Source organism: Caulobacter sp. P1_D6 (genome assembly GCF_056406095.1).
In genome coordinates, this window is sequence record NZ_JBFUAW010000006.1 from 24,024 (window position 1) to 47,645 (window position 23,622).

Sequence of the window (23,622 nt, forward strand, 5' to 3'; positions counted from 1 at the left end):
CTTTCAGGCCGGGACATGAACGTTCTCAAGCCTGCCCGTCGTTCGCCGATCGAGACCCTCGCCGCATGAGCCGGGTCGCCGCGTGCCTGCGCCTGATCGCCACCGGCTGGGCCTTGGTCCGGGCCGACGCCCTGGTTCCGCGCGAGCTGGAGCCGGTCCTTCCGCCGTCGGCGCTCTGGGCGGGTCGCGCCCTGCGGCTGTTCGCCGGCGGCGCCGCGCGCAAGGGCCGGCCCGGCGAGCGTCTGGCGCGGGTGCTGGAGCATGAGGGTCCCGCCGCGATCAAGATGGGCCAGTTCCTGTCGACCCGGGCCGACATCTTCGGAAGCCAGTTCGCCGAGGACCTGTCGCACCTGAAGGATCGCCTGCCCGCCTTCCCGCTGGAGATCGCCAAGGCCGAGATCGAGCGCGGCCTGGGCCGGCCGCTCGACACGCTCTACGCCAGTTTCGAGACCTCGATCGCCGCCGCCTCGCTGGCCCAGGCCCATTCGGCGACCTTGCTGGACGGGACCCGGGTGGCGGTGAAGGTCCTGCGGCCGGGCATCGAGCGCCAAGTCGTCCGGGACAGCGCCGCCCTGCGCCTGGCCGCCGACCTGGCCCAGCGTCTGGTTCCCGCCGCCCGCCGCCTGCGGCCGCGCGAGTTCGTCGAGGTGGTGATCCGGGCCCTGGACCTGGAGCTGGACCTGCGCTTCGAGGCCGCCGGCTGCGCCGAGTTGGGCGAGGCCATGAAGCTGGACCCCTACATGCGCGCGCCTCAGGTGGTGTGGGACGGGGTCGGCAAGCGGTTCCTGACCCTGACCTGGGCCACGGGCCTGGCCCTGTCGGACCCCGCCGCCCTGGAGCAGCCGGGCCTGAACCGCAAGGCCCTGGCCGAGGCCGTGACGCGTGGCTTCCTGGCCCAGGCCCTGGACCACGGCCTGTTCCACGCCGACCTGCACGAAGGCAACCTGTTCGTCAGCGCCCCGGCCTCGATCGTGGCGGTCGACTACGGCATCCTGGGCCGCCTGGGCCAAGCCGAGCGCAAGTACCTGGCCGAGATCCTGTACGGCTTCCTCAATCGCGACTATCCGCGCGTGGCGGCGGTGCATTTCGACGCCGGCTACGTGCCCGCCCACCAGGATCGCGACGCCTTCGCCCAGGCCCTGCGGGCGGTGGGCGAGCCGGTGTTCGGCCGCGACGCCCAAGGCGTCTCGATGGGCAAGCTCTTGGCCCAGCTGTTCGAGATCACCGCCTTGTTCGACATGGCCCTGCGCCCGGAACTGGTGCTGCTGCAGAAGACCATGGTCACGGTCGAGGGCGTGGCCCGCCGCATCGACCCGACCCACGACCTGTGGGCCGCCGCCGACCCGGTGGTGCGCCGCTGGATCGCCCGCGAGCTGTCGCCGACCGCCAAGGTCCGCGACTTCGCCGACGAGGCCGTGCGGGCGATCCGCGCCCTGGCCCGCCTGGCCGAGACGCCGACCGTTCCGGCCGTCGTGGTCGAGCAGCGCCCTGCCCGGCCGCTGCTGTGGTTCCTGGCCGGCGCCGCGGTGGCGGGCCTGGCGTTCGCCGCGGGGGCTTGGCTGGTTTAGAGGGGGAGACCCGCGCGCCTGTCGCGCCCTCACCGCCCCAATGTCGCCAGCCGCTCGCGGAGACCGCTCTGCCGGCACGCCGTAAGGCGCCTTCACCCCTCACCCTCCCATTGCTTCGCAACGGCCCCCCTCTCCCCTCCGGGAGAGGGTTTGGATCGCGCTCTGGACTTCAATCAAGCCCAGGGGCGGCGTGGCCGCCGCCCCTGGGTCCCGGTCGCCCGCCAGGCGAGCCGGGAAACGAAGGGAAGGCGCGGTGGGGCCGCTCGCCTTCCCTTCGGCGCCTCCCCCTGGGCGCGCTGGAACGGCGGCTTAGCTGTCGCCGGCGACGGAGGTCCGATCGCGGGACGCGGTGGTTCGCCGGCCCTGACCCGCCTTCTGCGTCGCCCAATAGACCGCGCCGTCGTCGGGCTTGAACATGGTGCGCGGCGCCCCCGCCTTGGTGACCACCGCGAAGACGTTGTCCTTGGGGTCGTAGATCAGGGTGTCGCCATTGGCGCGCTTCAGGGTTTCGGCGCCGGCCGGCGGGTGGCCGACGAAAGCGTGGGTCTTGCGGACATAGTCGTCGACATCGGCGGCGGCGAACTCGGCGCCGTAGCGCTCGAAGCCCCGCTGGGCGTTCTCCTCGGCCGTGCGCGTGCGGTTGGCCGCCCACATCGGCTTGCCCGCCACCTTGCGCACCGGCGCGTCGCGGGGATCGGGCCGGGTGGGCGCGCTGTCATACGACGGCGCGTCGCGATCGGACGCCGGTTCGGCCGCCGAAGCGACGTCGCCGGCCTTGGGCGCCTTCACCGCTGAAGCGCCGCCGTCGCAGGCCCCGACGCTCAAGGCCACGCCGACAATCGCGAACGCGGAAAGCCAGGACGCGCACCGTACCGTCATGATCGATCTCCAGGTGTTTTCTCTACTTTTACGATTAAGAACGAAGAAAGAACGGATGTCGAGTCCCTGTTAAGGTTTTTGCGCGAGGGGGCTTACGCTGGACGCCGCGTCGCTCTATGCGCCTGAGGGCGCCCCCTTGGAGGCGAGACCCGCCGGAGGCCGATGACATGACCGAGAAGCGAGTTCTTCTGATCGTCGGCGGCGGCATCGCCGCCTACAAGGCGCTGGAGCTGACCCGGCTGCTGCGCAAGGCCGGGGTCGGCGTGCGGCCGATCCTGACCAAGTCGGGCGCCGAGTTCGTCACCCCCCTCTCCCTTTCCGCCCTCGCCGAGGACAAGGTCTATAGCGAGCTGTTCTCGCTGACCGACGAGGCCGAGATGGGCCATATCGAGCTGTCGCGCTCGGCCGACTTAGTGGTGGTGGCCCCAGCGACCGCCGACCTGATCGCCAAGGCCGCCAACGGCCTGGCCGGAGACCTGGCCTCCACGACCCTGCTGGCCACCGACAAGCCGGTGCTGATGGCCCCGGCCATGAACGTGCGGATGTGGCTGCACCCGGCGACCCAGCGCAACCTGGCGACCCTGAAGGCCGACGGCGTGACGTTCGTCGGCCCCGACGAAGGCGCCATGGCCTGCGGCGAGTTCGGCCCCGGCCGTCTGGCCGAGCCGCCGGTGATCTTCGAGGCGATCATGGCCGCGCTCGCCGGGCCCGCCGCCCGGCCGCTGGTCGGCAAGCACGCCCTGGTCACCGCCGGCCCGACCTTCGAGCCGATCGACCCGGTGCGCGGCATCACCAACCGCTCCAGCGGCCGGCAGGGCTACGCCATCGCCGGCGCCCTGGCCAAGCTGGGCGCGCGGGTGACGCTGGTCAGCGGGCCGGTCGCCCTGCCCACCCCGCTGGGCGTCGACCGCGTCGACGTCGAGACCGCGCGCGACATGCTGGCCGCCTGCCAGGCCGCCCTGCCCGCCGACGTCGGGGTGTTCGTGGCCGCCGTGGCCGACTGGCGGATCGACGAGGTGTTCGGCGTCAAGCTGAAGAAGGACAAGGGCGGCCCGCCCGCCCTGACCTTCGTCGAGAACCCCGACATCCTGGCGACGCTTTCGGCCTCCGGACCGAAGCGCCCGAAGCTGGTGATCGGCTTCGCGGCCGAGACCAACGATGTCGAGATGCACGCCCGCGCCAAGCTGGCGCGCAAGGGCTGCGACTGGATCATCGCCAACGACGTCACCGAGCCCGGCGTGATGGGCGGCGACGAGAACGCCGTCCTGCTGATCTCCAAGGACAAGACCGAACGCTGGACGCGGGCCGCCAAGGACTCCGTGGCCCACGACCTCGCCCAACGCATAGCCCAATCCCTGGAAACGAGCCTTTCATGACCACCCCGCACATCCCCGTCGTCCAACTGGCCCACGCCGAGGGCCTGCCCCTGCCCGCCTATGAGACCAACGGCGCGGCCGGCATGGACCTGCGGGCCGCGGTGGACGAGGACGCGCCGCTGGTGCTGAAGCCGGGCGCGCGCTTCATGGTCCCCACGGGCCTGGCCTTCGCCGTGCCGCTGGGCTTCGAGGCCCAGGTGCGGCCGCGCTCGGGCCTGGCCGCCAAGGCCGGCGTCACCTGCCTGAACACCCCCGGCACCATCGACAGCGACTATCGCGGCGAGGTGAAGGTGATCCTGATCAATCTGGGGGAAGAGGACTTCACCATCCGCCGGGGCGACCGCATCGCCCAGCTGGTGATCGCGCCCGTGGTCCAGGCCTCGTGGGGCCTGACGACCAGCCTGGACGAGACGGCGCGCGGCGCGGGCGGCTTCGGCTCGACCGGCGGGCGCTAAACTCCGGAGCGGCGGCGACCAGCCGCCGCGTCCTCAACCCCCGTGCAGGGCGGGCGACATCGCCAGATAGCCGCCGAACCCCGCCGCGAAGGCGGCGGCCGCCAGCCACAGGACGGGGCGGAACATCGAGAGCGGGCCGCTTCGGGCGTTCATCGGGGCGTTCATGGGCGCTTCCTGGGCGACAGCACGGAACGAACAGCTCCGTCCTTGGAAATACGCGCGCACAGCTCCCCCGGTTGCCGACGCTCGAAGATTAATGGGTGATTCGCCCGCAGCGAGAAAGTGCGCTGAAGACACGCTCCGGCACTATGCGAACGCGCCGGATCACACCGTTCGCGCGACGTGACGACGCAGGCTTGAGCTTTCGCTCCGGACCCGGTTGATTTTTGGACGGGTGCGTCCATTTATCCCTTGCCCGGGACGTAGGTCCGATATATCGCCCCGGTCCATCGGGTTGTTTTCAGGATCGTCACGTCCATGGCCGCCGCGTCCAACAAGAAGCTTGTTCCCCTGATCGTCGGCGGCGTGGCCGTCGTGGCGCTGGTCGTCGGGGGCGGACTGTGGTTCGTCGACAAGCAGCGCTACGAGACCACCGACAACGCCTTCGTCCAGGCCGACACCGTGCAGGTCAGCCCGCAGGTCTCGGGCTATGTCGCCGAGGTGCTGGTGGCCGACAACCAGCGGGTCGAGGCCGGCCAGGTGGTCGCGCGCATCGACCCCGCGCCCCTGCAGGCCAAGCTGGACCAGGCCATCGCCAACGCCCAGGCCCTGGAAGCCGCCATCAAGGGCGTCGACGACAAGGCCGCCCTCGAACAGGCGATGATCGCCCAGCGCGCCGCCGGCGTCGCCAGCGCCCAGGCCGACCAGGGCCGCGCCAAGGCCGACCTGGTGCGTTACGACGCCCTGGCCAAGCAGGGCTGGGTGTCCACCCAGAAGGTCCAGACCACTCAAGCCAGCGCCGCCCAGTCGGCCGCCGCCGTGCAGAGCGCTCAAGCCGCCCTGGAAGCCGAACGCCGCACGGCGGAGTCGCTGGGCTCGGCCCGCGCCCAGACCGTGGCCCAGGCCGCCGCCGCCCGCGCCGCCGTCGAGCAGGCCCGCATCGACCTGGATCGCACCGTGATCCGCGCGCCCGCCTCCGGCGTGGTCGGGGCCCGCGCCGTACGCCCCGGCCAGCTGGTCTCGCCGGGCGTGGCCCTGATGTCGATCGTGCCGGTCGGCCAGGGCTACATCGTCGCCAATTTCAAGGAGACCCAGGTCGCCCGCCTGCGCGTGGGCCAGCCGGTCGAGATCAAGGCCGACGCCTTCGGCAAGAGCGTGATCCACGGCAAGCTGGACAGCTTCGCCCCGGCCACCGGCCAGGAGTTCGCCCTGATCCCGGTCGAGAACGCCGTGGGCAACTTCACCAAGATCACCCAGCGCCTGCCGGTGAAGATCGTCGTCGAGAAGTCGGAACTGGGCTCGGCCCTGCGCCCCGGCCTGTCGGTCGACGTCAAGGTCGACGTGCGCGACCGCTCGGGCCCCTCGTTCGCCGAGGCCGGCCAGCCGAACGCGCCGCAACTGGCCCAGCGCGGCGTGGCGCGCTAGGCGCGTCAGGCCAGGAGCCCGGTCATGACCGACGCCGCCCTCCCCGCCCAGGCCGCGCCCAAGCCGGCCGCGCCGGCCCAGGAGATCGACTGGGGCCGGCTGATGCTCGGCTTCGGGGCCATGGTCATCGGCCAGTTCATGGCCATCCTCGACATCCAGATCGTGGCGGCCTCGCTGCCGCAGATCCAGGCCGGGGTGGGCGCCAGCGCCGACCAGGTCAGCTGGATCCAGACCGCCTACCTGATCCCCGAGGTCGTGATGATCCCGCTGTCGGGATATCTGTCGCGGCTGTGGGGGACGCAGCGCGTCTACCTGATGTCGTGCACCGGCTTCATCGTCATGAGCGTGCTGACGGGCCTCAGCTCGTCGATCGACATGATGATCATCACCCGGGCCCTGCAGGGCTTCATTGGCGGGGCGATGATCCCGACGGTGTTCGCCGTGGCCTTCACCGCCTTCCCGCCCGAGCGGCGCGTGACGGCCAGCGTGATCATGGGCCTGATCGTCACCCTGGCCCCGACGGTCGGCCCCACCCTGGGCGGCCACCTGACCGAGTGGCTCAGCTGGCGCTGGCTGTTCTTCATCAACGTGCCGACCGGCATCGTGGTGCTGTTCGGCGTGGCCCGCTGGGGCCAGTTCGACAAGGGCGACCCCAGCCTGGCTAAGGGCTTCGACTGGTTCGGCCTGGCGGTCATGGCGATCTTCCTGATGAGCATGCAGTTCGTGCTGGAGGAAGGCTCCAAGGACGGCTGGTTCGAGGACAGCGGCATCCTGGCCCTGACCGTGACGGCCGTCGTCACCGGCGTGGTCTTCGTCTGGCGCTCGCTGAGCTATCGCAACCCGATCGTCGAGCTGCGGGCCTTCGCCAACCGCAACTTCAGCATCGGCGTGATGATGACGGCCGTGTCGGGAGCCAGCCTGTTCGGCGGCACCTTCCTGCTGCCGCAGTTCCTGGGCCGCGTTCGGCACTATTCGGCCTCGGAAGTCGGCACCACCATGGTGGTCTCGGGCCTGTCGATGTTCGCCACCGGACCGATCGCCGGCCGCCTGGTGCGCCAGATGGACCCGCGCATCCCGATGTTCATCGGCTTCCTGCTGGCGGGCTGGGGCATGTACATGGCCCACGGCGTGACCAAGGACTGGGGCTTCTGGGAGTTCGCCGGGGTCCAGGCTTGCCGGGGCGTGGGGGTGATGATCGCCATGATCGCCACCCAGCAGGTGACGATGAGCACCCTGCCCCAGCACATGGTCAAGAACGCCTCGGGCCTGGTGAACCTGGCCCGCAACACCGGCGGCGCGATCGGCCTGGCCCTGCTGGCCACGGCGATCACCAACCAGACGGCGCTGTACTACATGGGCCTGTCGGACGAGATGGGTCAGGGCGACGCCCGGATCGCCAGCATGATGACCGGCCTCGCCGCGCGCATGCAGCAGCTGGGCGTGGCCGATCCGGACGGCGCGGCGCGCAAGGCGATCAGCGGCATGTTGAGCCAGCAGGCCACGGTGCTGGCCTTCGGCGACAGCTTCACCTTGCTGGCCTACGGCTGCTTCATCGCCGCCGCCGTCTCGCTGCTGGCCAAGCCGGCCAGGAATGCTCCTCCTCCCCCTTCGGACGCGCACTGACATGCCTAGAGTCGCTGGCCAGATCGATGTCGCCAAGACCGAAGCCATCCTCGACGCCGCCGTCGAGGTGATCGGCCAGCGCGGCCTGGGCGCGCCGATGGAGGCCATCGCCAAGCGGGCGGGCGTCTCCAAGCAGACCGTCTACAACCACTACGGCTCCAAGGCCGAGCTGATGCGGGCCCTGATGCAGCGGCGCGTGGAATCCATCACCGCTCCGCTGCGCGATCCCGGGGCCGTCGACAATCCGACGCAGACCCTGGAGGCCTACGCGCTCTCGCTGCTGGAGACCCTGATCACCAACAAGAGCTACTCGATGATGCGGGTGATCATGCTGGGCGCGGGCGAGATGCCCGATGTCGCCCAGGAGGTCTACGAGGCCGGCCCCCTGAGCGCCCGTCGTCAGCTGGCCGCCTTCCTGAAGGCCGAGACCGAGCTGGGCCGCATGAAGGTCGAGGACTTCGACCAGGCCGCGGAACTGTTCTCCGGCATGGTCATGGGCCAGAGCCAGATGCGCTCGCTGCTGCGCCTGCCGTCCGACAAGACGCCGGAAGAGTACCGCCGCCTCGCGCGCGAAGCCGCCGAGCGCTTCATGCGCGCCTACGCCCCATAGAAAAAGGCCCCCGCCGCGAGGCGAGGGCCCTGTCTCTTTCGCGATGTCGCCGAGCCCTAGGCTTCGGCTTCGTCGGGCATGCCCATCATGTGGAAGCCCGCGTCGACGTGGACGACCTCGCCGGTGGTCGAGCGGCCCAGGTCCGAAACCAGCCACAGGGCCGCGCCGGCGACGCCTTCCATCGAGGTGTCTTCCTTCATGGCGCTGAACGCCCGGCCCTGGGCGATCATGCCGCGGCCGCCGGCGATGCCGGCCAGGGCCAGGGTGCGCATGGCGCCGGCCGAGATGGCGTTGCAGCGGATGCCCTTGGGGCCCAGGTCGCGGGCGATGTAGCGGGTCGCCGCTTCCAGGGCGGCCTTGGCCACGCCCATGGTGTTGTAGTTCGGAATGGTCCGCTCCGATCCCAGATAGGTCATGGTGATCAGCGAACCACCGTTCGGCATGATCTTCGCGGCGCGCTTGGCGACGTCCACGAAGCTGAAGGCCGAGATGTTCATGGCCAGCAGGAAGCCGTCACGGGTGGTGTTGTCGACGAACGAGCCCTTCAGCTCGTCCTTGTTGGCGAAGGCCACCGAGTGGACCACGAAGTCGATCGTCCCGAACTTCTCCTCGATCGCGACGAAAGCCGCGTCCATCGAGGCGTCGTCGGTGACGTCGGCCGGGACCAGGGTGGTGACGCCGATGCTCTCGGCCAGCGGCCGCACGCGGCGCTCGAGCGCTTCGCCCTGGTAGGTGAAGATCATCTCGGCGCCCTGGGCGGCGAGCTGCGAAGCGATGCCCCAGGCGATCGAATTATGGTTCGCGACGCCCATGACGAGGCCCTTCTTGCCTCGCATCAGCTCGCCCTTGGGGAATGCGTAATCGTCGGCCATGGCTTGGCTCTCCTGGAATCCTTGAGCGCTAGCTAGCAGGCGCTCGTTGTTCGCGGAACCCTTCAGACGGGATCAATGTCGAGGCCTGCGGGCGACAGGTCGGCCCGAGCGCGGGTGTGGAGGGCCTGGAACGCCGCTTCCAGATGCCGGGCGAAGGCGACGGGGTCGAACACCGACGAGGTCCGCAAAGACTTGTCCAGGCGGGTTTTCAGCGCTTGGAGCGCCGCTCGATCCGAGGCCAGGCGCACGGCGGCGGCGACATAGGCCTGGACGTCCGGCGCGATCAGTTCGGGCAGGCCCAGCGCGGTCAGCAGGCTGGCGCCGACCCGGCTGGCGAAGCTCTTGCCTGGAAGGGTCAGCAGCGGAACCCCCATCCGCAGGGCGTCGCTGGCCGTGGTGTGGGCGCCGTAGGGCCAGGTGTCGAGCACCAGGTCGGCCAGGCCCTGGCGCGCCAGATGGTCGGCGTGCGGGGCGGGCGCGGCGAAGATCAGGCGCTCGGGATCGATCCCCGCCTCCTCCGCCCGAGCCCGCAGGTTGGCGGCGACGCCGGGCGAGCCTTCGTAGAGCCACAGCACCGCGCCGGGCGCGCCCTCCAGGATGGCCATCCACGCCACGAAGGTCTCGGGCGTGATCTTGGCCGGATTGTTCAGGCAGGCGAACACGAGGGCGTCGTCCGGCAGTCCGGCGTCGGCGCGGCTGGCGGTCGCTTCGGGCGCGGCCAGGGCGTCATTGGGCTGGTAGAGCGGCAGGCGGACCACCGCCTCGCTCCAATCGCCTTCCGCCCCCGGCGGCAGCACCACCGCGTCGGCGACCGCGTAGTCGACATAGGGGGCCGCCAAGGTTCCGGGATAGCCCAGCCAGCTGACCTGAACCGGCGCGGCGCGATGGGCCAGGATCCCCGGCCGGCCGTCCTGGGTGTAGCCCTTCAGGTCCACCACGATGTCGACGCCCAACTCGCGGGCCAGAGACGCCACGGCGGCGTCGGACATCCGGCGCACATCGATCCGGCGCTCGAACGTCGCGTCGATCCGCTCGCGCAGGGCGCCGCCCAGGTCGGGACCGTAGGACAGGGCGATAATCTCGAACCGCTCGCGATCGTGGGCCTCCAGCAGGCCGGCCATGAGCCGGGCGGTGGCGTGGTCGTGCAGGTCGGCCGACAGATAGGCGACGCGGATCCGGTCGCCCGGCGGGCGCGGCGGCCAGACGGGGGTCGGCGCGGCGGTCGGCGCGGCCAGGCCGGCGACGACACGATGCAGGGCCGGGTCGTCGAACGCCGACAGGGCCGCGAACGGGCCGACGGCCGCCCGCCCCGCCTCCAGCTCGGCTCGGATGGCCGCCAACAGGGCCGCGTCGTCCCGCCAGTCGCAGACCAGGCGGCGCGCATGCAACAGGTCGCCGACGGCGCGGGGATGGCGGGGGTCCAGGGCGACCACCCGCTCCAGGTCCAGAGCCGCCTCGGCGGGTCGCCCGAGCAGCATCAGCAAGGCGGCGCGGTTGGCCAGGGGTTGGGAATGATTGGGCGCGGCGGCGCAGGCCTGGTCGTGGGCCGCCAGGGCCTGGTCGAACCGGCCGAGGTCCGACAGCGCCCCGCCGCGATTGCACAGGGCGTCCACGAAGCCCGGCGACAGCGCCAGGGCGCGGTCGTAGGCCGTCAGGGCCTCTTCCGGCCGGCCGAGGCGGCGCAGGGCCACGCCCTGGGCGTTCAGGACCATCGGATTGGCGGGATCGGCCGCCAGGGCGGCGGCGCTGGCGGACAGGCCCTCCTCGAACCGCTCAAGCGAGACCAGGGCGGCGGCGCGCGCCGTCAGCACGCCGGCCCGGGCGGGATCCAGCGCCAGGGCGCGGTCGAGGGCGTCCAGGGCCTCCGCCGTTCGTCCCAGCGCCAGCCGCGACACCCCCAGCATGTGCCAGGCGGCCGTCGCGCCGGGATCGTCGCGGACCAGGCGCTCGCACAGCGCCGCCGCCTCGGCGGCACGGCCGGTCTGGTAGAGGTCGAAGGCTTGGCGCGCGGTCATGGCCTGAACCGCCCGCCCCGCCGGATCAGTCGGCCTTGCTGAAGATCAGCGTGCCGTTGGTGCCGCCGAAGCCGAAGCTGTTGGACATCACCGTGGTCAGCGGCTTGTCCGAACGCTCCAGCAGGATCGGCAGGTCGGCGAACTCGGGATCGAGGTTTTCGATGTTGGCGCTCTTGGCGGCGAAGCCGTTGTCGAGCATCAGGATCGAGTAGATCGCCTCCTGCGCCCCGGCCGCGCCCAGGCTGTGCCCGGTCAGCGACTTGGTTGAGGAGATCAGCGGGGCCTTGTCGCCGAACACGTCGCGGACCGCGCCCATCTCCTTGCTGTCGCCGACCGGCGTGGAGGTGCCGTGCGGGTTCAGGTAGTCGATGGTCCGGCCGCCGGCCTCGGCCATGGCGATCTTCATGCAGCGCGCAGCGCCCTCGCCGGACGGGGCGACCATGTCGAAACCGTCCGAATTGGCCGCGTAGCCGACCACTTCGCCGTAGATCTTGGCCCCGCGCGCCTTGGCGTGTTCGTATTCTTCCAGCACCACGATGCCGGCGCCGCCGGCGATCACGAAGCCGTCGCGGTCCTTGTCGTAGGCGCGGCTGGCCACGGCCGGACGGTCGTTGAAGTTGCTGCTCATCGCGCCCATGGCGTCGAACAGGTTGGACAGGGTCCAGTCCAGTTCCTCGCAGCCGCCGGCGAAGACGATGTCCTGCTTGCCCATCTGGATTTGCTCGGCGCCCGCGCCGATGCAGTGGGCGCTGGTCGCGCAGGCCGAGCTGATCGAATAGTTGATGCCGCGGATCTTGAACCAGGTCGACAGCACGGCCGACGGGCCCGAGCTCATGGCCTTGGGCACCGCGAACGGACCGATCCGCTTGGGGCCCTTTTCCTTGGTGGTGGCCGCCGCCTCGACGATCACCCGCGTGGACGGACCGCCCGAACCGACGATCAGCCCCGTGCGCTCGTTGGAGACCTCGGTCTCCTCCAGGCCGGCGTCGGCGATCGCCTGTTCCATGGCGATGTGCGCATAGGCCGTGCCGGGCGCCAGGAAGCGCGCGGCGCGGCGATCGACCAGGGCTTCCCAGCTGTCCAGCTTGACGCTGGCGTGAACCTGGCAGCGGAAGCCCAACTCGGCGTACTCCGGCGCGAAAACCACGCCGGACTTGGCTTCACGCAGTGAGGCGAGCACCTCATTGGCGTTGTTGCCGATGGACGAGACGATCCCCAGTCCGGTGACGACGACGCGACGCATGAATAATCCTCTTTTCTTCCCCCGATCCAGAAGGGGTCGACTCTAGAGCGGCCGACCCTGCGACTGGATCAAGACGCCATCTGCTCGGCGGTGAACAGGCCGACCTTCAGGTCCTTGGTTTCGTAGATGACCTTGCCGTCGGCTTCCAATACGCCGTCCGCGATGCCCATCACCAGCTTGCGCATGATGACGCGCTTCAGGTCGATCTTGTAGACGACCTTCTTGATGTCCGGCGTGACCTGGCCGGTGAACTTCACCTCGCCCACGCCCAGGGCGCGGCCGCGGCCGGGACCGCCGGACCAGCCCAGGAAGAAGCCGACCAACTGCCACAGGGCGTCCAGGCCCAGGCAACCGGGCATGACCGGGTCGCCGATGAAGTGGCAGGCGAAGAACCACAGGTCCGGATTGATGTCGAACTCGGCCTCGACGTAACCCTTGCCGTACTTGCCGCCTTCGGACTCGATGCGGACGATGCGATCGAACATCAGCATCGGCGGCGCCGGCAGCTGGGCGTTGCCGGGGCCGAACAGTTCGCCTCGGCCGCAGGCCAGGAGCTCGTCGAAGGTGTAGGAACTTTGTTGCATGGCCTCGCCCTAGCACGGCGGCGGGCCGCGCCTCAATGTTACTTTCGGTAACGCGTGTGATCGCCAATCGCTGCCCAAGGGCTGAAACGGGGCGAAAACGTCCTATTCCTTGCACTGCACCTGAGGCGCGGCTCCCCAGATTTCACTTTGCGGCGCCCAGCCCGACTCGCCGTCGGCCTTCAGCTTGCACCAGCCCTTTTCGCAACGGTCGAGACCGGCGGTCGAGCGGCCGGCCAGATAAGCGCTGATCCGCGCGTCGGCCTTGGGCTGGGCCCGCAGCGCCAGGGGCGTGGGCTGGACGCGCATGGCGGTGCGGCGGCCGTCGGTGGTGCGCTTGTGCACCCAGGCCAGGTTGCCCTCGGGATCGCAGATCCTGCGCCACTCGCGGGTTTCGGCCACCACCTGCACCGGCATGCCCTTGGCCTTGTAGATCCACAGCAGGCGGTGCGCCTCGTCCGGCCCGACGCGCGCGTTCACCTCGCCGTACTTCAGCGACACGTAGCGCGGCACCTCCATGCCCGACGGCGTGACCTTGGGGCCTTGCGCCCAGGCGGCGCCCGCTCCGAGCACGGCCAGTCCGGCCGCGACGAGCGTCAAGGCGCCGAGCGAACGATGTTTGCAATTCGTCGGCATGTTGCTTGGCCGCACCCGGCCCCTTTGCTACTGATTTCAAACACCCGCCCGGCGCCCCATTTGGGAAACGCCCAATTGGGGAAGGCTTTTCGAACCGCTCATGTCAGCTCGCAAGCTCAAAGTCATCGTCACCCGCAAACTCCCCGATCCGGTGGAGACGCGGATGTGCGAGCTGTTCGACACCCAGCTGAACGTCACCGACAAACCCTTGACGGCCGATGAACTGGTCGAGGCCATGAACCAGGCCGACGTGCTGGTGCCCACCATCACCGACCGCATCGACAGCCGCCTTCTGTCGCGATCCGGCGACCGGCTCAAGCTGATCGCCAATTTCGGGGCGGGCGTGGACAATATCGACGTCGCCACGGCCAACGCCCGGGGCATCATCGTCACCAACACCCCCGGCGTGCTGACCGAGGACACCGCCGACCTGACCATGACCCTGATCATGGCCGCCTCGCGCCGGATCGTCGAGGGCGCGGAGGTGGTCAAGGCCGGCGGCTTCCACGGCTGGTCGCCGACCTGGATGCTGGGCCGCCGCCTGTGGGGCAAGCGCCTGGGCATCATCGGCATGGGCCGCATCGGCCAGGCCGTGGCCCGCCGCGCCAAGGCCTTCGGCATGCAGGTGCACTATCACAACCGCAAGCCCGTCAGCCCGCGCATCGCCGAGGAACTGGGCTGCACCTATTGGGAAAGCCTGGACCAGATGCTGGCCCGGATGGACTTCATCTCGGTCAACTGCCCGCACACCCCGGCGACCTACCATCTGCTGTCGGCCCGCCGGCTCAAGCTGCTGCGGCCCCACGCGATCGTCGTCAACACAGCCCGCGGCGAGGTGATCGACGAAGGGGCCCTGGCCAACATGCTGGCGCGCGGCGAGATCGCCGGGGCGGGCCTGGACGTCTACGAGCACGAGCCGGCCATCAACCCCAAGCTCCTGAAGCTGCCCAATGTCGTGCTGCTGCCCCACATGGGCTCGGCCACCGTCGAGGGCCGCGTCGACATGGGCGAGAAGGTCATCGTCAACGTGAAGACCTTCATGGACGGCCACCGCCCGCCGGACCGCGTCATCCCGTCGATGCTCTGATCCGACAAGCTTGACCGTGTAAGCCAAACACGCTCCTGTCGCCGGGGTTGCATTCGGGGGCTTACATGATTTCTCGGCGTGGGGTGTTGGCCGGCGGCGCCGTCGCGCCGGCGGTGCTGGGCGCGGCCGTGGCGGTTCCGGCCGCCCAGATCCCTCCGACCCTCGACGAGCTTCTGGCGCCATCCACCCTGCTGGGCGCGGCGCTCTCGCCGAACGGGACCCAGCTGGCGGTGCTGCGGGTGGAGCACGAGCGCGAGCAGCTCAAGGCCTACGTCCTGCTGCAGCACGCCGACCAGCCCAAGGTCGCGCCGACGGTGGTGCTGATCGGGAACTACGACGTCCAGCGGATCGAATGGGCCAACGACGAGCGGCTGCTGATCTGGGTCGACGTGCACAAGGAGCTGGACGGCAGGCCCACCCGCGTCCGCTACGGCGACCTCTATTTCGACGTGCCCAAGAGCCGCATCCTGTCGATGAACCTGGACGGTTCGGAGTCCGCCCTGCTTTTCGGCCAGGAGGAGCGGCTCCTGCGCGAGTTCGACCTGGCCACGGTCGTCGACACCCTGTCCGACGATCCCAACCAGGTCCTGATGCAGGCCTGGGACAGCCAGAAGCTCTGCTACGTCCTCTACAAGGTCGACGTGCGGACCGGGGCGGCGACCTTCTTCGAGCGCGGGTCGCAGGCGACCTATGGCTGGTTCACCCAGAACGGCGTGCCCGTCGTGCGCTTTGATTCCAACCGTCGGGGCACGGTGGTGTCGATGTTCACCCGCGCCCCGGGGGCGCCGGACTGGACCCTGTATCGCAAGTTGCGCCGTGACGAGATGCGCAAGTTTTCCGATCTGGAGGTCGTCGGTTCGACGCCGGACGTCGGCGTCCTGCTGGTCGCCTCGGAACGCGACGGCGACGACGGCAAGGTGCTGCGGCGGTTCGACCTCAACAAGCTGGAGCTCGGCGACGCGGTGGTGGCCAAGCCGGGCCGCGACATCACCGGCGTGTTCATCGACGAACGCAGCCGCCTGATCGCCGCCTCGTTCACCGAGGACCGCAACGACTACCTGTTCTTCGAACCTGGTCTGAAGACCCAGTTCGACCAGCTGTCGGCGGTGTTCCGCAACGACGTCAATGTCGGCTTCGTCGACGTCAGCCTCGACCACAAGCGCTTCGTGCTGAGCACCACCAACCCGACGGATCCCGGCTCGCTGTGGTTCTACGACGCGGCGGGGTCGTTGAGCCTGCTGGGCCAGACCAAGCCCTGGCTGAACGGACGCCTGGCGCCGATGAGCGTGCTGAAGCTGAAGAGCCGAGACGGCCTGGACCTGACGGCCTACCTGACCCTGCCCATCGGCGAGGCGACCGGGCCGCGTCCCCTGGTCGTCGTCCCGCACGGCGGGCCGGAGATGCGGGACGACTACAGCTTCGACAACTTCGTCCAGGCCTTCGCGGCCAAGGGCTGGGCCGTCCTGCAGGTCAATTTCCGGGGTTCGGGCGGCTATGGCCGCGCCTTCGCCGACGCGGGCCGCAAGCGCTGGGGCGTCGAGATGCAGAACGACGTCGAGGACGCCCTGGCGGCGGCGCTGGCCACGGGCAAGCTCGACACCCGCCGCGTGGCCATCTGCGGGGCCAGCTACGGCGGCTACGCGGCCCTGATGGGCGCGGTGAAGACCCCGGACGCCTATCGCGCCGTGGTCTCGATCGCCGGGGTCAGCCACCTCGACGATTTCCTGGCCAACGCCCGCGACGAGGACGGCGCGGATTCGCCGACCTACCAGTACTGGGTCAAGACGATCGGCGATCCCGTGGCCGACAAGGCCCTGCTGGCCGCCAGCTCGCCCGCCCTCCGCGCCCGCGAGATCAAGGCGCCGGTGCTGCTGATCCACGGAAACCTGGATTCGATCGTGCCGGTCGAACAGTCCAAGACCATGAACAGGGCGCTGAAGACCGCCGGCGCCTCGGTCAAATACGTCCAGCTGGCCTGGGTCGGCCACCGTGGGTGGGACCGGTTCACCACCCGCAATATCCTCAACCAGGCGATCGAGCACATCGCCAAGGCGTTCGACCAGGCCTAGCCGCCGCAGCTGGGACAGGCCGGGTCGGCGCCGATCCGGACCGTGCGGGTCTCGGCGGCCAGGGCGTCGTAGATCAGCAGGCGGCCGGCCAGGCTCTGGCCTGCGCCGGTGATCACCTTCACGGCCTCCAGGGCCATCATCGAGCCGACCACCCCGGCCAGGGCCCCGACCACGCCGACCATCGCGCAGGTCTCCGCGTCGGGCGGGGTCTCGGGCACCAGGCAGCGGTAGCAGGGTCGGCCCTGGAACACCCCGACCTGGCCCGTCCAGCGGCCCAGGGCGCCGCTGACCAGGGTCTTGCCCTCGGCCAGGCAGGCGTCGCTGACGGCGAAGCGGGTGGCGAAGTCGTCCGTGCCGTCCAGCACCAGGTCATACCGGGAAATCAGGTCGCGGGCGTTGGCCTCACCCAGCCATACCTGATGGGTCTCGACGCTCAGATGCGGATTCAGGGCGGTCAGGTGTTCGGCGGCCGCCTCGACCTTCGGCCGGCCCGTGTCGGCGGTGGCGAACAGCACCTGGCGCTGCAGATTGGACAACGCGACGGTGTCTGCGTCGACCAGGCCCAGGGTCCCCACCCCGGCGGCGGCCAGATAGAGGGCGGCCGGGGCGCCCAGGCCCCCGGCCCCGACCACCAGCACCCGCGCCGCCTTCAGCTTCTGCTGACCCGGTCCGCCGATCTCGCGCAGCACCAGGTGGCGGGCGTAGCGTTCGACTTCGGCCGGCGAAAAGCTCATGGCGCTTGATATCCGTGCTGAGCCTCGCCAGATGCGAGACATGCAAAACAGCAATTCCTTCCCCGACTGGCATGGCACCACCATTCTAGCGGTGCGCAAGAACGGTCAGACCGTGATCGCCGGCGACGGACAGGTCTCCATGGGCCCAACCGTCGTCAAGGGCAACGCCCGCAAGGTGCGCCGCCTGGCCGGCGGCAAGGTGGTGGCCGGCTTCGCCGGGGCCACGGCCGACGCCTTCACCCTGATCGAGCGGCTGGAAGCCAAGCTCGAGCAGTATCCCGACCAGCTGGCCCGGGCCTGCGTCGACCTGGCCAAGGACTGGCGCACCGACCGCTACCTACGCCGTCTGGAGGCCATGCTGCTGGTGGCCGACGCGACCTCGATCTACACGGTCACGGGCGTCGGCGACGTGCTGGAGCCGGGCGAAAGCCAGGGCGGCGGCTCCGTCGCGGCCATCGGCTCGGGCGGCAACTACGCCCTGGCCGCGGCCAAGGCCCTGATCGACCAGGACCTGACGGCGGAGGAGATCGCGCGCCGCGCCATGGCCATCGCCGCCGAGATCTGCGTCTACACCAACGGCAACCTGACGGTTGAAACCCTCTGATTTCGCGGCGTTACGCGGAATTCACGAGCCACCGACCGCGCGCGGCGCTTAGCTGCGGGCGGGAGGGACCCCGATGCTCAAGACCGTTCTGATCGCCTCGCTGCTGCTGGCCGCCGCCCCGGCCCTGGCCGCCGAACCTTCGCCCGCCGAGATCGAGAAGGCCGAGCGCGCCTTCGCGGCCGACGGCCTGGCCCTGGGAATCCGGGACTCGTTCCTCAGGCACATGGCCGACGACGCCATCATGTTCCGACCAGGCCCGGCCAGCGCCAAGGCGCTCTACGAGAAGCGTCCGTCCAGCAAGACGCCCAAGCTGGAATGGTGGCCGCAGAAGGTGGTGATCGCCCGCTCGGGGGATCTGGGCCTGTCGGCCGGACCCTCGGCGGTGAACGGCAAGCGCGGCGGCTACTACGCCACGATCTGGCGCAGGGGCCCCGACGGCCAGTGGAAGTGGATCTACGACGGCGGGGCCGAGGCCGACGCCGCGAGCGCGCCCGACGCCTCGACCCCGGCGATCCAGGGTCCGACGGCCACGAAGGGCTCCAGATCGCCCGCCGAAGCCTTGACCGCCGTCCGTTCGGCCGAGACAGATCTGGCCAAGGCCGCGAGCGTCGACGCTCCCAAGGCCTATCGCGCCGCCCTGTCGTCCGACGCCTGGCTGACCGGCCCGGGCGGAACCGAAGCTCTCGCGCCCGCCGACCTCGCCGCTCGGATCGGCCTGCGCCCAGCACGGATGACGATCAGGATGGACGGCGGCGGCGCCTCGGCGGCCGGCGACTTCGTCTGGACCCACGGGACGGCCAGTTGGACCGGCCCTTCTGAAACCCCGATCGACACGCACTATATGCATGTCTGGCAAAAGCGCCCCGAAGGGTGGCGCCTGATCTTCGAGACCTTGAACACCGACACATGACCGAATTCTCCCCCCGCGAAATCGTCTCCGAACTCGACCGCTACATCGTCGGCCATACCGACGCGAAAAAGGCCGTCGCCGTGGCCCTGCGCAACCGCTGGCGTCGCCGTCGCGTGCCGGCCGACCTGCGTGACGAGGTCACCCCCAAGAACATCCTGCTGATCGGCCCCACGGGCGTGGGCAAGACCGAGATCGCCCGCCGGCTGGCCAAGCTGGCCCAGGCGCCGTTCCTCAAGGTCGAGGCCACCAAGTTCACCGAGGTCGGCTATGTCGGCCGCGACGTCGACCAGATCGTCCGCGACCTGGTGGAGAGCGCCCTGTCCATGGTCCGCGACAAGCGCCGCTCCGGCGTGCGGGCCAAGGCCGAGGCGGCGGCCGAGGAGCGCATCCTCGACGCCCTGACCGGTCCCGGCGCGACCGCCGCCCGCGACAGCTTCCGCAAGAAGCTGCGGGCCGGCGAGCTGGACGACAAGGAAGTGGAGCTGCAGCTGGCCGATACGGGCGGCGGCGGCATGTTCGAGATCCCCGGCCAGCCGGGCGCCTCGGTGCTGAATCTTTCGGAAATGATGAAGTCGTTCGGCGGCGGCGGCCGCACCAAGACCCACAAGACCACCGTCACCGGCGCCTGGGCCCCGCTGATCGCCGAGGAAAGCGACAAGCTGCTGGACCAGGAGGCCCTGACCCAGGAAGCCCTGGAGCTGGCCGAGAACCACGGCATCGTCTTCCTGGACGAGATCGACAAGGTCGCGTCCTCAAGCCAGCGCGGCGGCGCCGACGTCTCCCGCGAGGGCGTGCAACGCGATCTGCTGCCGCTGATCGAGGGCACGACGGTCTCGACCAAGTACGGGCCGGTGAAGACCGACCACATCCTGTTCATCGCCTCGGGCGCCTTCCACGTGGCCAAGCCGTCGGACCTGCTGCCCGAGCTGCAGGGCCGCCTGCCGATCCGCGTGGAGCTGAAGGGCCTGTCGCGCGACGACCTGCGCCGCATCCTGACCGAGCCGGAAGCCAATCTGATCCGCCAGCACCAGGCGTTGCTGCTGACCGAGGGCGTCACCCTGGTGTTCTCGGAAGAGGCCATCGACGCCGTCGCCGACGCGGCCGTGGCGGTCAACGCCTCGGTCGAGAACATCGGCGCCCGCCGGCTGCAGACCATCCTGGAGAAGGTGGTCGAGGAGATCAGCTTCTCGGCTGCGGATCGTTCGGGCGAAACGATCACGATCGACGCGGATTATGTGCAGTCGCGGATCGGCGCGCTGGCGGCGAACGCCGATCTGAGCCGGTTCATCCTCTAGTCGAACGCCGCCTGATCCGCCTCGACCTGGCGCGCGGCCCCCCTGGCGTGGTCGCGCAGCCAGTCGGGCGGCAGGCCTCGCAGGTGCGCGCCTAGCGCCTGAGCGCGCTCGCCGTCCCCCGCGTGGCAGGCGGCGATCTCGCGGCCCATGGCGATCAGCATGTCGGGCGACAGCAGGTCTTCGGCGGAGCCCTTGGCTTCGATCTTGCGGCTGTTGGGCGACAAGCGGCGGACCACCAGGCCGTCCGCGACGCGGTAGTGCGGATCGACGGCCCGGAACCCGCCCTCGGCCACTTCGCCGGCGCGGATCGCCGGATCGCCGCCGTGCCGCAGCGTCCAGGCCGAGACGACCACCGCCTTGACCTCGCGCAGCACCGGACCGCCCCGCCAGTCGGCACGGGCGACGAACCGCGGCCGGCCCAGGCTGCCAACCCCGGCCGTGCGCGGGAAAGTCTCGAACTCGCAAGCCGGATCCGGCAAGGCCGCACGCAGGGCCTGGCGGTAGCGCGGCGGGATCGGACGCGACGGAGGCGCGGCGAACCTGTTCCAATAGGCCGCCCGCTCGGGCTCGGGCAGCACCACCGCCTTGCGCAGCCACTTGTGATCGCGCTCCAGGATGAAGGGCCGGGGGTCGGCCAGGCCGGCGGCGTAGCCCGCCAGGATCGCCTCGCAGATCTCGCGCGACCCGGCGTCCTCGTCGTTGCGGGCCAGCAGCGCGCTGGCGGCCAGGCGGACCAGGTCCAGCGGATACGGCATGACCGCCGCGTCGTCGAAATCGTTGGCGCCCCAGACCAGCCGCCCCTCGGCGTCGCGCCAGCAGCCGAAGTTCTCGACGTGGGTGTCGCCGATCGCCAGGACCGGCGGGGCCGAGGCTAGGTCCGGGCAGGTCTCGAAGATCGTCTCCGCCCAGCGCCAGTAGGTCGCCCGCAGGAACGGGAACGAGCCCTTGCGCATCTTGTCGTGCTTCTCGGCCAGGTCGGCCTCGACAAGGTCGCCGCCCAGGGCCGCGCCCAGCCAGGCCTCGTAGGCCTTCGCCGAAGCCTTGATCGAGGCGGTCATGCGTGTTCCCGGGTGATGGTCATCGTCCGGAGACTAGGCCCTGGAACGTCAGGCCGAAAGCCGTCCGCCGGCCTCCACCGCTTCCATGCCTAGCATCGCCGCCTTGCGGCCCAGGCCCCAGTGATAGCCCGTCAGCCGCCCGTCCTTGGCGATGGCCCGGTGGCAGGGGATCAGCAGCGAGATCGGATTGGCCCCGATCGCTCCACCGGTGGCCTGGTAGGCGCGCGGGCTGCCGGCCCAGGCGGCGATCTCGCCATAACTAGAGGTCCGGCCTGGTGGAATGCGCAGCAGGGCCTTCCAGACCTGGACGTTGAACGGCGAGCCGATCAGCACCACCGGCAAGGGCTGGTCGCCGCCGGCGAAGGCGTGGATCGCGGTCTGGGCCGCCGCCTCGTCATCGCGACGCCAGTCGGCCGCGGGAAACCTTCGATGCATGTCGTCGAAAGTCGCCTCGTCGTCGCCGTCCGAAAAGGCCAGGCCCGCCAAGCCGCGCGGGGCCATGACGAACAGGCCCTTGCCGTAGGGCGTCGGCGCCCAGCCCCAGGTCAGGTTGATCCCCTCGCCGCGCCGGCGCACGTCGCCCGGGGTGACGGCCTCCTGGGCGATGAACAGGTCGTGCAGGCGCGACGGGCCCGACAGCCCGGCGTCATAGGCCGCGTCGAGCACGCTGGCCCCCTCCTCCAGCGACTTGCGCGCCTCGGCGTGGGCGATGGCGGCGACGAAGGTCTTGGGGCTGACCCCGGCCCAGCGGCTGAACACCCGCTGGAAGTGGAACGGCGACAGGCCGACGGCCTGGGCGGCTTCGTCCAGCGACGGGCGCTCCTGCCAGCGGTCGGCCAGCCAGGCCAGGGCCTTGGCCATGCGGTCGTAGTCGGCCGACCGCTCGGACAGATGGGCGAAGGCTTGCGAAGGGGAGATATCGAGGGCCATGGACAGAAGATACTGCGTCGGGAGAACGCCGTCCGCCCGGTTCTTGCGGCTTCCGCCCGGACGCCGTCCTCGTCCTTCGACAAGCTCAGGATGAGGACGACTGAGAGACCCGTTCAGTAGAAAACCTCATCCTGAGCCTGTCGAAGGACGAGGTTTTCGGCCCCTCAGCCGTGCCGCTCGGCCCGAGCCTTCAGGATCGCCCGCTCCAGCGCCCGGGCGAAGTCCACCCGCTCGGGCGGGCTGAGCGCCCGGCCCAGGGTCAGGCGCTTGCGCGACATCATCAGCCGCACCCGGGTCTCGTGCTCGCCCGGCTGGTCGACTCCCACGCGGGTGAAGGCGGTCGGCGAGGTCCAGATCACCCGCGCGCCCTTCTCGTCCTCGCGGCTGACCGTGACGGCCTCGGCGGTGACCCGCACCCGCTCGGACCGCTCGGCGGCCCGGAAGCTGGCGCGCAGGGCCAGGCCGACGGCCAGGACGTCCAGCCCCAGGAACGGCAGCACCGGCGGCGCGCCGACCACCAGCAGGAACACCGCCACCATCAGGTTGAAGGCGATCATCACGCCCAGGACGACATAGAGCCCCCGCCGGCTCATCGAGCGGTTCGGCTTGATCACGGCGTCCATATACAGCGGCTGAGCCATGACGGCTGATTTAGGCTCGGCGCGACGGCTTGGCGAGGGGCGCGCATCACGGCATGGTCGCCGCCCATGGCCAAATCCCTCACGAAGAAACGCCCCGTCGCAAAGCGCGTCTCGCCGGCCGAGCGCGAGCGGGTCGAGGTGCTGTTCTCGCGGTTCGAGAGCCTGGAGGATCATCCCAAGACCGAGCTGCACTATTCCAACCCCTACACCCTGGTGACCGCCGTGGCCCTGTCGGCCCAGGCCACCGACGTCCAGGTCAACAAGGCCACCGGCCCGCTGTTCCAGGTCGCCGACAGCGCCGCCAAGATGCTGGAGCTGGGGGAAGCGGAGTTGACGCGATACATCGCCTCGATCGGCCTCTACCGGACCAAGGCCAAGAACGTCATCGCGGCCGCCCACATCCTGGTCGACCGCTACGGCGGCGAAGTGCCGCTGAACCGCCAGGCGCTGGAAAGCCTGCCCGGCGTGGGCCGCAAGACGGCCAGCGTGGTGCTCAACGAGCTCGACATCGAACCGGCCATCGCCGTCGACACCCACGTGTTCCGCGTCTCGCACCGCCTGAAGCTGTCGGCCGGCAAGACCCCGGACGCGGTGGAGGACGACCTGATGCGGATCGTGCCCGACCGCTACAAGACCCGGGCCCACCACTGGCTGATCCTGCACGGGCGGTATGTGTGCGTGGCGAGGAAGCCGAAGTGCGAGGTGTGCAAGATTTCGGATCTGTGTCCGTCTCGGGAGCTTTTTCTCGGCGCCTAGGCGGCGAACACTTGCCCCCCAACGGATCGCTTCGCGATCGTCTTCCCCCACAGGGGGAAGAGGGCGGCCTCCGCCCCCTACGGGGGCGGACAGGCG

The 23,622-nt window shown here is 70.1% G+C and carries 23 protein-coding genes and 1 pseudogene; 12 read left to right on the forward strand and 12 right to left on the reverse strand.

All coding sequences use genetic code 11. The features are described 5' to 3' along the window. Positions 1 to 65 precede the first annotated feature (65 nt). On the forward strand, positions 66 to 1,568 hold the full coding sequence (ubiB, locus tag AC1DYP_RS03635) for a 2-polyprenylphenol 6-hydroxylase (protein WP_477045180.1): 1,503 nt from the start codon (positions 66 to 68) through the stop codon (positions 1,566 to 1,568). 309 nt (positions 1,569 to 1,877) lie between these two features. Here the strand turns inward: ubiB and AC1DYP_RS03640 are convergent, their stop codons facing one another. After that, complete coding sequence (locus AC1DYP_RS03640) at positions 1,878 to 2,447, reverse strand: hypothetical protein (RefSeq protein ID WP_477045181.1); 570 nt, start codon at positions 2,445 to 2,447, stop codon at positions 1,878 to 1,880. 167 nt (positions 2,448 to 2,614) lie between these two features. Between AC1DYP_RS03640 and coaBC the strand changes: the two genes are divergently transcribed. Both coaBC and dut read left to right on the forward strand, forming a co-directional pair. Further along, positions 2,615 to 3,823: a bifunctional phosphopantothenoylcysteine decarboxylase/phosphopantothenate--cysteine ligase CoaBC gene (gene coaBC, locus AC1DYP_RS03645; protein WP_477045182.1), complete on the forward strand. Its 1,209-nt coding sequence runs from the start codon at positions 2,615 to 2,617 to the stop codon at positions 3,821 to 3,823. Continuing rightward, entirely contained in the window at positions 3,820 to 4,278 is a 459-nt protein-coding gene (dut, locus tag AC1DYP_RS03650; RefSeq protein ID WP_477034415.1) for a dUTP diphosphatase, read from the forward strand. Before coaBC ends, dut begins: the two co-directional genes overlap by 4 nt. A 33-nt stretch (positions 4,279 to 4,311) precedes the next feature. On the opposite strand, the gene AC1DYP_RS03655 is transcribed toward dut, so the two are convergent. After that, complete coding sequence (locus tag AC1DYP_RS03655) at positions 4,312 to 4,443, reverse strand: hypothetical protein (RefSeq protein ID WP_477034416.1); 132 nt, start codon at positions 4,441 to 4,443, stop codon at positions 4,312 to 4,314. 312 nt (positions 4,444 to 4,755) lie between these two features. Between AC1DYP_RS03655 and AC1DYP_RS03660 the strand changes: the two genes are divergently transcribed. From AC1DYP_RS03660 to AC1DYP_RS03670, 3 genes are read left to right on the forward strand one after another with little or no spacing between them, the layout of a single operon-like run. Continuing rightward, positions 4,756 to 5,862: an HlyD family secretion protein gene (locus AC1DYP_RS03660; protein ID WP_477034417.1), complete on the forward strand. Its 1,107-nt coding sequence runs from the start codon at positions 4,756 to 4,758 to the stop codon at positions 5,860 to 5,862. A 24-nt stretch (positions 5,863 to 5,886) separates the two neighbouring features. Then, on the forward strand, positions 5,887 to 7,485 hold the full coding sequence (locus tag AC1DYP_RS03665; RefSeq protein WP_477045183.1) for a DHA2 family efflux MFS transporter permease subunit: 1,599 nt from the start codon (positions 5,887 to 5,889) through the stop codon (positions 7,483 to 7,485). Position 7,486: 1 nt separating this feature from the next. Continuing rightward, positions 7,487 to 8,095, forward strand: coding sequence for a TetR/AcrR family transcriptional regulator (locus AC1DYP_RS03670; protein ID WP_477034419.1), 609 nt, complete (start codon positions 7,487 to 7,489; stop codon positions 8,093 to 8,095). A gap of 56 nt (positions 8,096 to 8,151) precedes the next feature. Here the strand turns inward: AC1DYP_RS03670 and AC1DYP_RS03675 are convergent, their stop codons facing one another. From AC1DYP_RS03675 to AC1DYP_RS03695, 5 genes are all read right to left on the reverse strand, one after another. Beyond that, positions 8,152 to 8,967 carry an enoyl-ACP reductase FabI gene (locus AC1DYP_RS03675; RefSeq protein WP_477045184.1) on the reverse strand — a complete coding sequence of 272 codons (816 nt, stop codon included), beginning with the start codon at positions 8,965 to 8,967 and terminating at the stop codon, positions 8,152 to 8,154. A 62-nt stretch (positions 8,968 to 9,029) separates the two neighbouring features. Then, positions 9,030 to 10,982, reverse strand: coding sequence for an O-linked N-acetylglucosamine transferase, SPINDLY family protein (locus AC1DYP_RS03680; RefSeq protein WP_477045185.1), 1,953 nt, complete (start codon positions 10,980 to 10,982; stop codon positions 9,030 to 9,032). A 25-nt stretch (positions 10,983 to 11,007) separates the two neighbouring features. After that, a complete protein-coding gene (gene fabB / locus AC1DYP_RS03685) occupies positions 11,008 to 12,225 on the reverse strand; it encodes a beta-ketoacyl-ACP synthase I (protein ID WP_477045186.1) in 1,218 nt (405 codons plus the stop codon). Between the two features lie 68 nt (positions 12,226 to 12,293). Next, complete coding sequence (fabA, locus tag AC1DYP_RS03690; RefSeq protein WP_477034423.1) at positions 12,294 to 12,809, reverse strand: 3-hydroxyacyl-[acyl-carrier-protein] dehydratase FabA; 516 nt, start codon at positions 12,807 to 12,809, stop codon at positions 12,294 to 12,296. A 102-nt stretch (positions 12,810 to 12,911) separates the two neighbouring features. Next, complete coding sequence (locus AC1DYP_RS03695) at positions 12,912 to 13,442, reverse strand: SH3 domain-containing protein (RefSeq protein WP_477045187.1); 531 nt, start codon at positions 13,440 to 13,442, stop codon at positions 12,912 to 12,914. Positions 13,443 to 13,542: 100 nt separating this feature from the next. On the opposite strand from AC1DYP_RS03695, the gene AC1DYP_RS03700 reads away from it, so the two are divergent. Together AC1DYP_RS03700 and AC1DYP_RS03705 are read left to right on the forward strand one after the other, a co-directional pair. Then, positions 13,543 to 14,529 (forward strand): 2-hydroxyacid dehydrogenase, encoded by a 987-nt coding sequence (locus tag AC1DYP_RS03700; protein WP_477034425.1) that lies wholly within the window; start codon positions 13,543 to 13,545, stop codon positions 14,527 to 14,529. 65 nt (positions 14,530 to 14,594) lie between these two features. After that, positions 14,595 to 16,598, forward strand: a complete 2,004-nt coding sequence (locus AC1DYP_RS03705; protein ID WP_477045188.1) for an alpha/beta hydrolase family protein — start codon at positions 14,595 to 14,597, stop codon at positions 16,596 to 16,598. On the opposite strand, the gene AC1DYP_RS03710 is transcribed toward AC1DYP_RS03705, so the two are convergent. Continuing rightward, complete coding sequence (locus AC1DYP_RS03710) at positions 16,595 to 17,332, reverse strand: HesA/MoeB/ThiF family protein (RefSeq protein ID WP_477045189.1); 738 nt, start codon at positions 17,330 to 17,332, stop codon at positions 16,595 to 16,597. The two genes, AC1DYP_RS03705 and AC1DYP_RS03710, sit on opposite strands and share 4 nt — an antisense overlap. A 31-nt stretch (positions 17,333 to 17,363) precedes the next feature. Between AC1DYP_RS03710 and hslV the strand changes: the two genes are divergently transcribed. The 3 genes from hslV (at position 17,364) to hslU (ending at position 20,141) form a co-directional block, all read left to right on the forward strand. Next, complete coding sequence (gene hslV / locus AC1DYP_RS03715) at positions 17,364 to 17,936, forward strand: ATP-dependent protease subunit HslV (RefSeq protein ID WP_477034428.1); 573 nt, start codon at positions 17,364 to 17,366, stop codon at positions 17,934 to 17,936. A 73-nt stretch (positions 17,937 to 18,009) separates the two neighbouring features. Then, entirely contained in the window at positions 18,010 to 18,846 is an 837-nt protein-coding gene (locus tag AC1DYP_RS03720; RefSeq protein ID WP_477045190.1) for a DUF4440 domain-containing protein, read from the forward strand. After that, positions 18,843 to 20,141 (forward strand): ATP-dependent protease ATPase subunit HslU, encoded by a 1,299-nt coding sequence (gene hslU, locus AC1DYP_RS03725; protein WP_477034430.1) that lies wholly within the window; start codon positions 18,843 to 18,845, stop codon positions 20,139 to 20,141. Before AC1DYP_RS03720 ends, hslU begins: the two co-directional genes overlap by 4 nt. Here the strand turns inward: hslU and AC1DYP_RS03730 are convergent. From AC1DYP_RS03730 to AC1DYP_RS03745, 4 genes and pseudogenes are all read right to left on the reverse strand, one after another. After that, positions 20,138 to 21,199 carry a DUF2252 family protein gene (locus AC1DYP_RS03730; RefSeq protein ID WP_477045191.1) on the reverse strand — a complete coding sequence of 354 codons (1,062 nt, stop codon included), beginning with the start codon at positions 21,197 to 21,199 and terminating at the stop codon, positions 20,138 to 20,140. The two genes, hslU and AC1DYP_RS03730, sit on opposite strands and share 4 nt — an antisense overlap. 48 nt (positions 21,200 to 21,247) lie before the next feature. Further along, positions 21,248 to 22,129, reverse strand: coding sequence for a methylated-DNA--[protein]-cysteine S-methyltransferase (locus tag AC1DYP_RS03735; RefSeq protein WP_477045192.1), 882 nt, complete (start codon positions 22,127 to 22,129; stop codon positions 21,248 to 21,250). Between the two features lie 63 nt (positions 22,130 to 22,192). Next, a pseudogene (locus tag AC1DYP_RS03740) lies at positions 22,193 to 22,287 on the reverse strand (hypothetical protein); the annotation flags it as partial. A 6-nt stretch (positions 22,288 to 22,293) separates the two neighbouring features. Then, positions 22,294 to 22,770 (reverse strand): DUF2244 domain-containing protein, encoded by a 477-nt coding sequence (locus AC1DYP_RS03745; protein WP_477045193.1) that lies wholly within the window; start codon positions 22,768 to 22,770, stop codon positions 22,294 to 22,296. Positions 22,771 to 22,836: 66 nt separating this feature from the next. On the opposite strand from AC1DYP_RS03745, the gene nth reads away from it, so the two are divergent. Next, entirely contained in the window at positions 22,837 to 23,526 is a 690-nt protein-coding gene (gene nth, locus AC1DYP_RS03750; RefSeq protein WP_477034434.1) for an endonuclease III, read from the forward strand. Positions 23,527 to 23,622: the final 96 nt, after the last annotated feature.

Bases quoted from the DNA above. Each gene is read 5' to 3' on its own strand.
- fabA (WP_477034423.1), bottom strand. From the start codon at position 12,809: ATGCAACAAAGTTCCTACACCTTCGACGAGCTCCTGGCCTGCGGCCGA.
- dut (WP_477034415.1), top strand. From the start codon at position 3,820: ATGACCACCCCGCACATCCCCGTCGTCCAACTGGCCCACGCCGAGGGC.
- hslU (WP_477034430.1), top strand. From the start codon at position 18,843: ATGACCGAATTCTCCCCCCGCGAAATCGTCTCCGAACTCGACCGCTAC.
- hslV (WP_477034428.1), top strand. From the start codon at position 17,364: ATGCGAGACATGCAAAACAGCAATTCCTTCCCCGACTGGCATGGCACC.
- AC1DYP_RS03730 (WP_477045191.1), bottom strand. From the start codon at position 21,199: ATGACCGCCTCGATCAAGGCTTCGGCGAAGGCCTACGAGGCCTGGCTG.
- AC1DYP_RS03745 (WP_477045193.1), bottom strand. From the start codon at position 22,770: ATGGCTCAGCCGCTGTATATGGACGCCGTGATCAAGCCGAACCGCTCG.
- AC1DYP_RS03720 (WP_477045190.1), top strand. From the start codon at position 18,010: ATGCTCAAGACCGTTCTGATCGCCTCGCTGCTGCTGGCCGCCGCCCCG.
- AC1DYP_RS03640 (WP_477045181.1), bottom strand. From the start codon at position 2,447: ATGACGGTACGGTGCGCGTCCTGGCTTTCCGCGTTCGCGATTGTCGGC.
- AC1DYP_RS03675 (WP_477045184.1), bottom strand. From the start codon at position 8,967: ATGGCCGACGATTACGCATTCCCCAAGGGCGAGCTGATGCGAGGCAAG.
- fabB (WP_477045186.1), bottom strand. From the start codon at position 12,225: ATGCGTCGCGTCGTCGTCACCGGACTGGGGATCGTCTCGTCCATCGGC.
- AC1DYP_RS03735 (WP_477045192.1), bottom strand. From the start codon at position 22,129: ATGGCCCTCGATATCTCCCCTTCGCAAGCCTTCGCCCATCTGTCCGAG.
- coaBC (WP_477045182.1), top strand. From the start codon at position 2,615: ATGACCGAGAAGCGAGTTCTTCTGATCGTCGGCGGCGGCATCGCCGCC.
- AC1DYP_RS03680 (WP_477045185.1), bottom strand. From the start codon at position 10,982: ATGACCGCGCGCCAAGCCTTCGACCTCTACCAGACCGGCCGTGCCGCC.
- AC1DYP_RS03660 (WP_477034417.1), top strand. From the start codon at position 4,756: ATGGCCGCCGCGTCCAACAAGAAGCTTGTTCCCCTGATCGTCGGCGGC.
- AC1DYP_RS03670 (WP_477034419.1), top strand. From the start codon at position 7,487: ATGCCTAGAGTCGCTGGCCAGATCGATGTCGCCAAGACCGAAGCCATC.
- AC1DYP_RS03710 (WP_477045189.1), bottom strand. From the start codon at position 17,332: ATGAGCTTTTCGCCGGCCGAAGTCGAACGCTACGCCCGCCACCTGGTG.
- AC1DYP_RS03705 (WP_477045188.1), top strand. From the start codon at position 14,595: ATGATTTCTCGGCGTGGGGTGTTGGCCGGCGGCGCCGTCGCGCCGGCG.
- AC1DYP_RS03695 (WP_477045187.1), bottom strand. From the start codon at position 13,442: ATGCCGACGAATTGCAAACATCGTTCGCTCGGCGCCTTGACGCTCGTC.
- nth (WP_477034434.1), top strand. From the start codon at position 22,837: ATGGCCAAATCCCTCACGAAGAAACGCCCCGTCGCAAAGCGCGTCTCG.
- ubiB (WP_477045180.1), top strand. From the start codon at position 66: ATGAGCCGGGTCGCCGCGTGCCTGCGCCTGATCGCCACCGGCTGGGCC.
- AC1DYP_RS03665 (WP_477045183.1), top strand. From the start codon at position 5,887: ATGACCGACGCCGCCCTCCCCGCCCAGGCCGCGCCCAAGCCGGCCGCG.
- AC1DYP_RS03655 (WP_477034416.1), bottom strand. From the start codon at position 4,443: ATGAACGCCCCGATGAACGCCCGAAGCGGCCCGCTCTCGATGTTCCGC.
- AC1DYP_RS03700 (WP_477034425.1), top strand. From the start codon at position 13,543: ATGTCAGCTCGCAAGCTCAAAGTCATCGTCACCCGCAAACTCCCCGAT.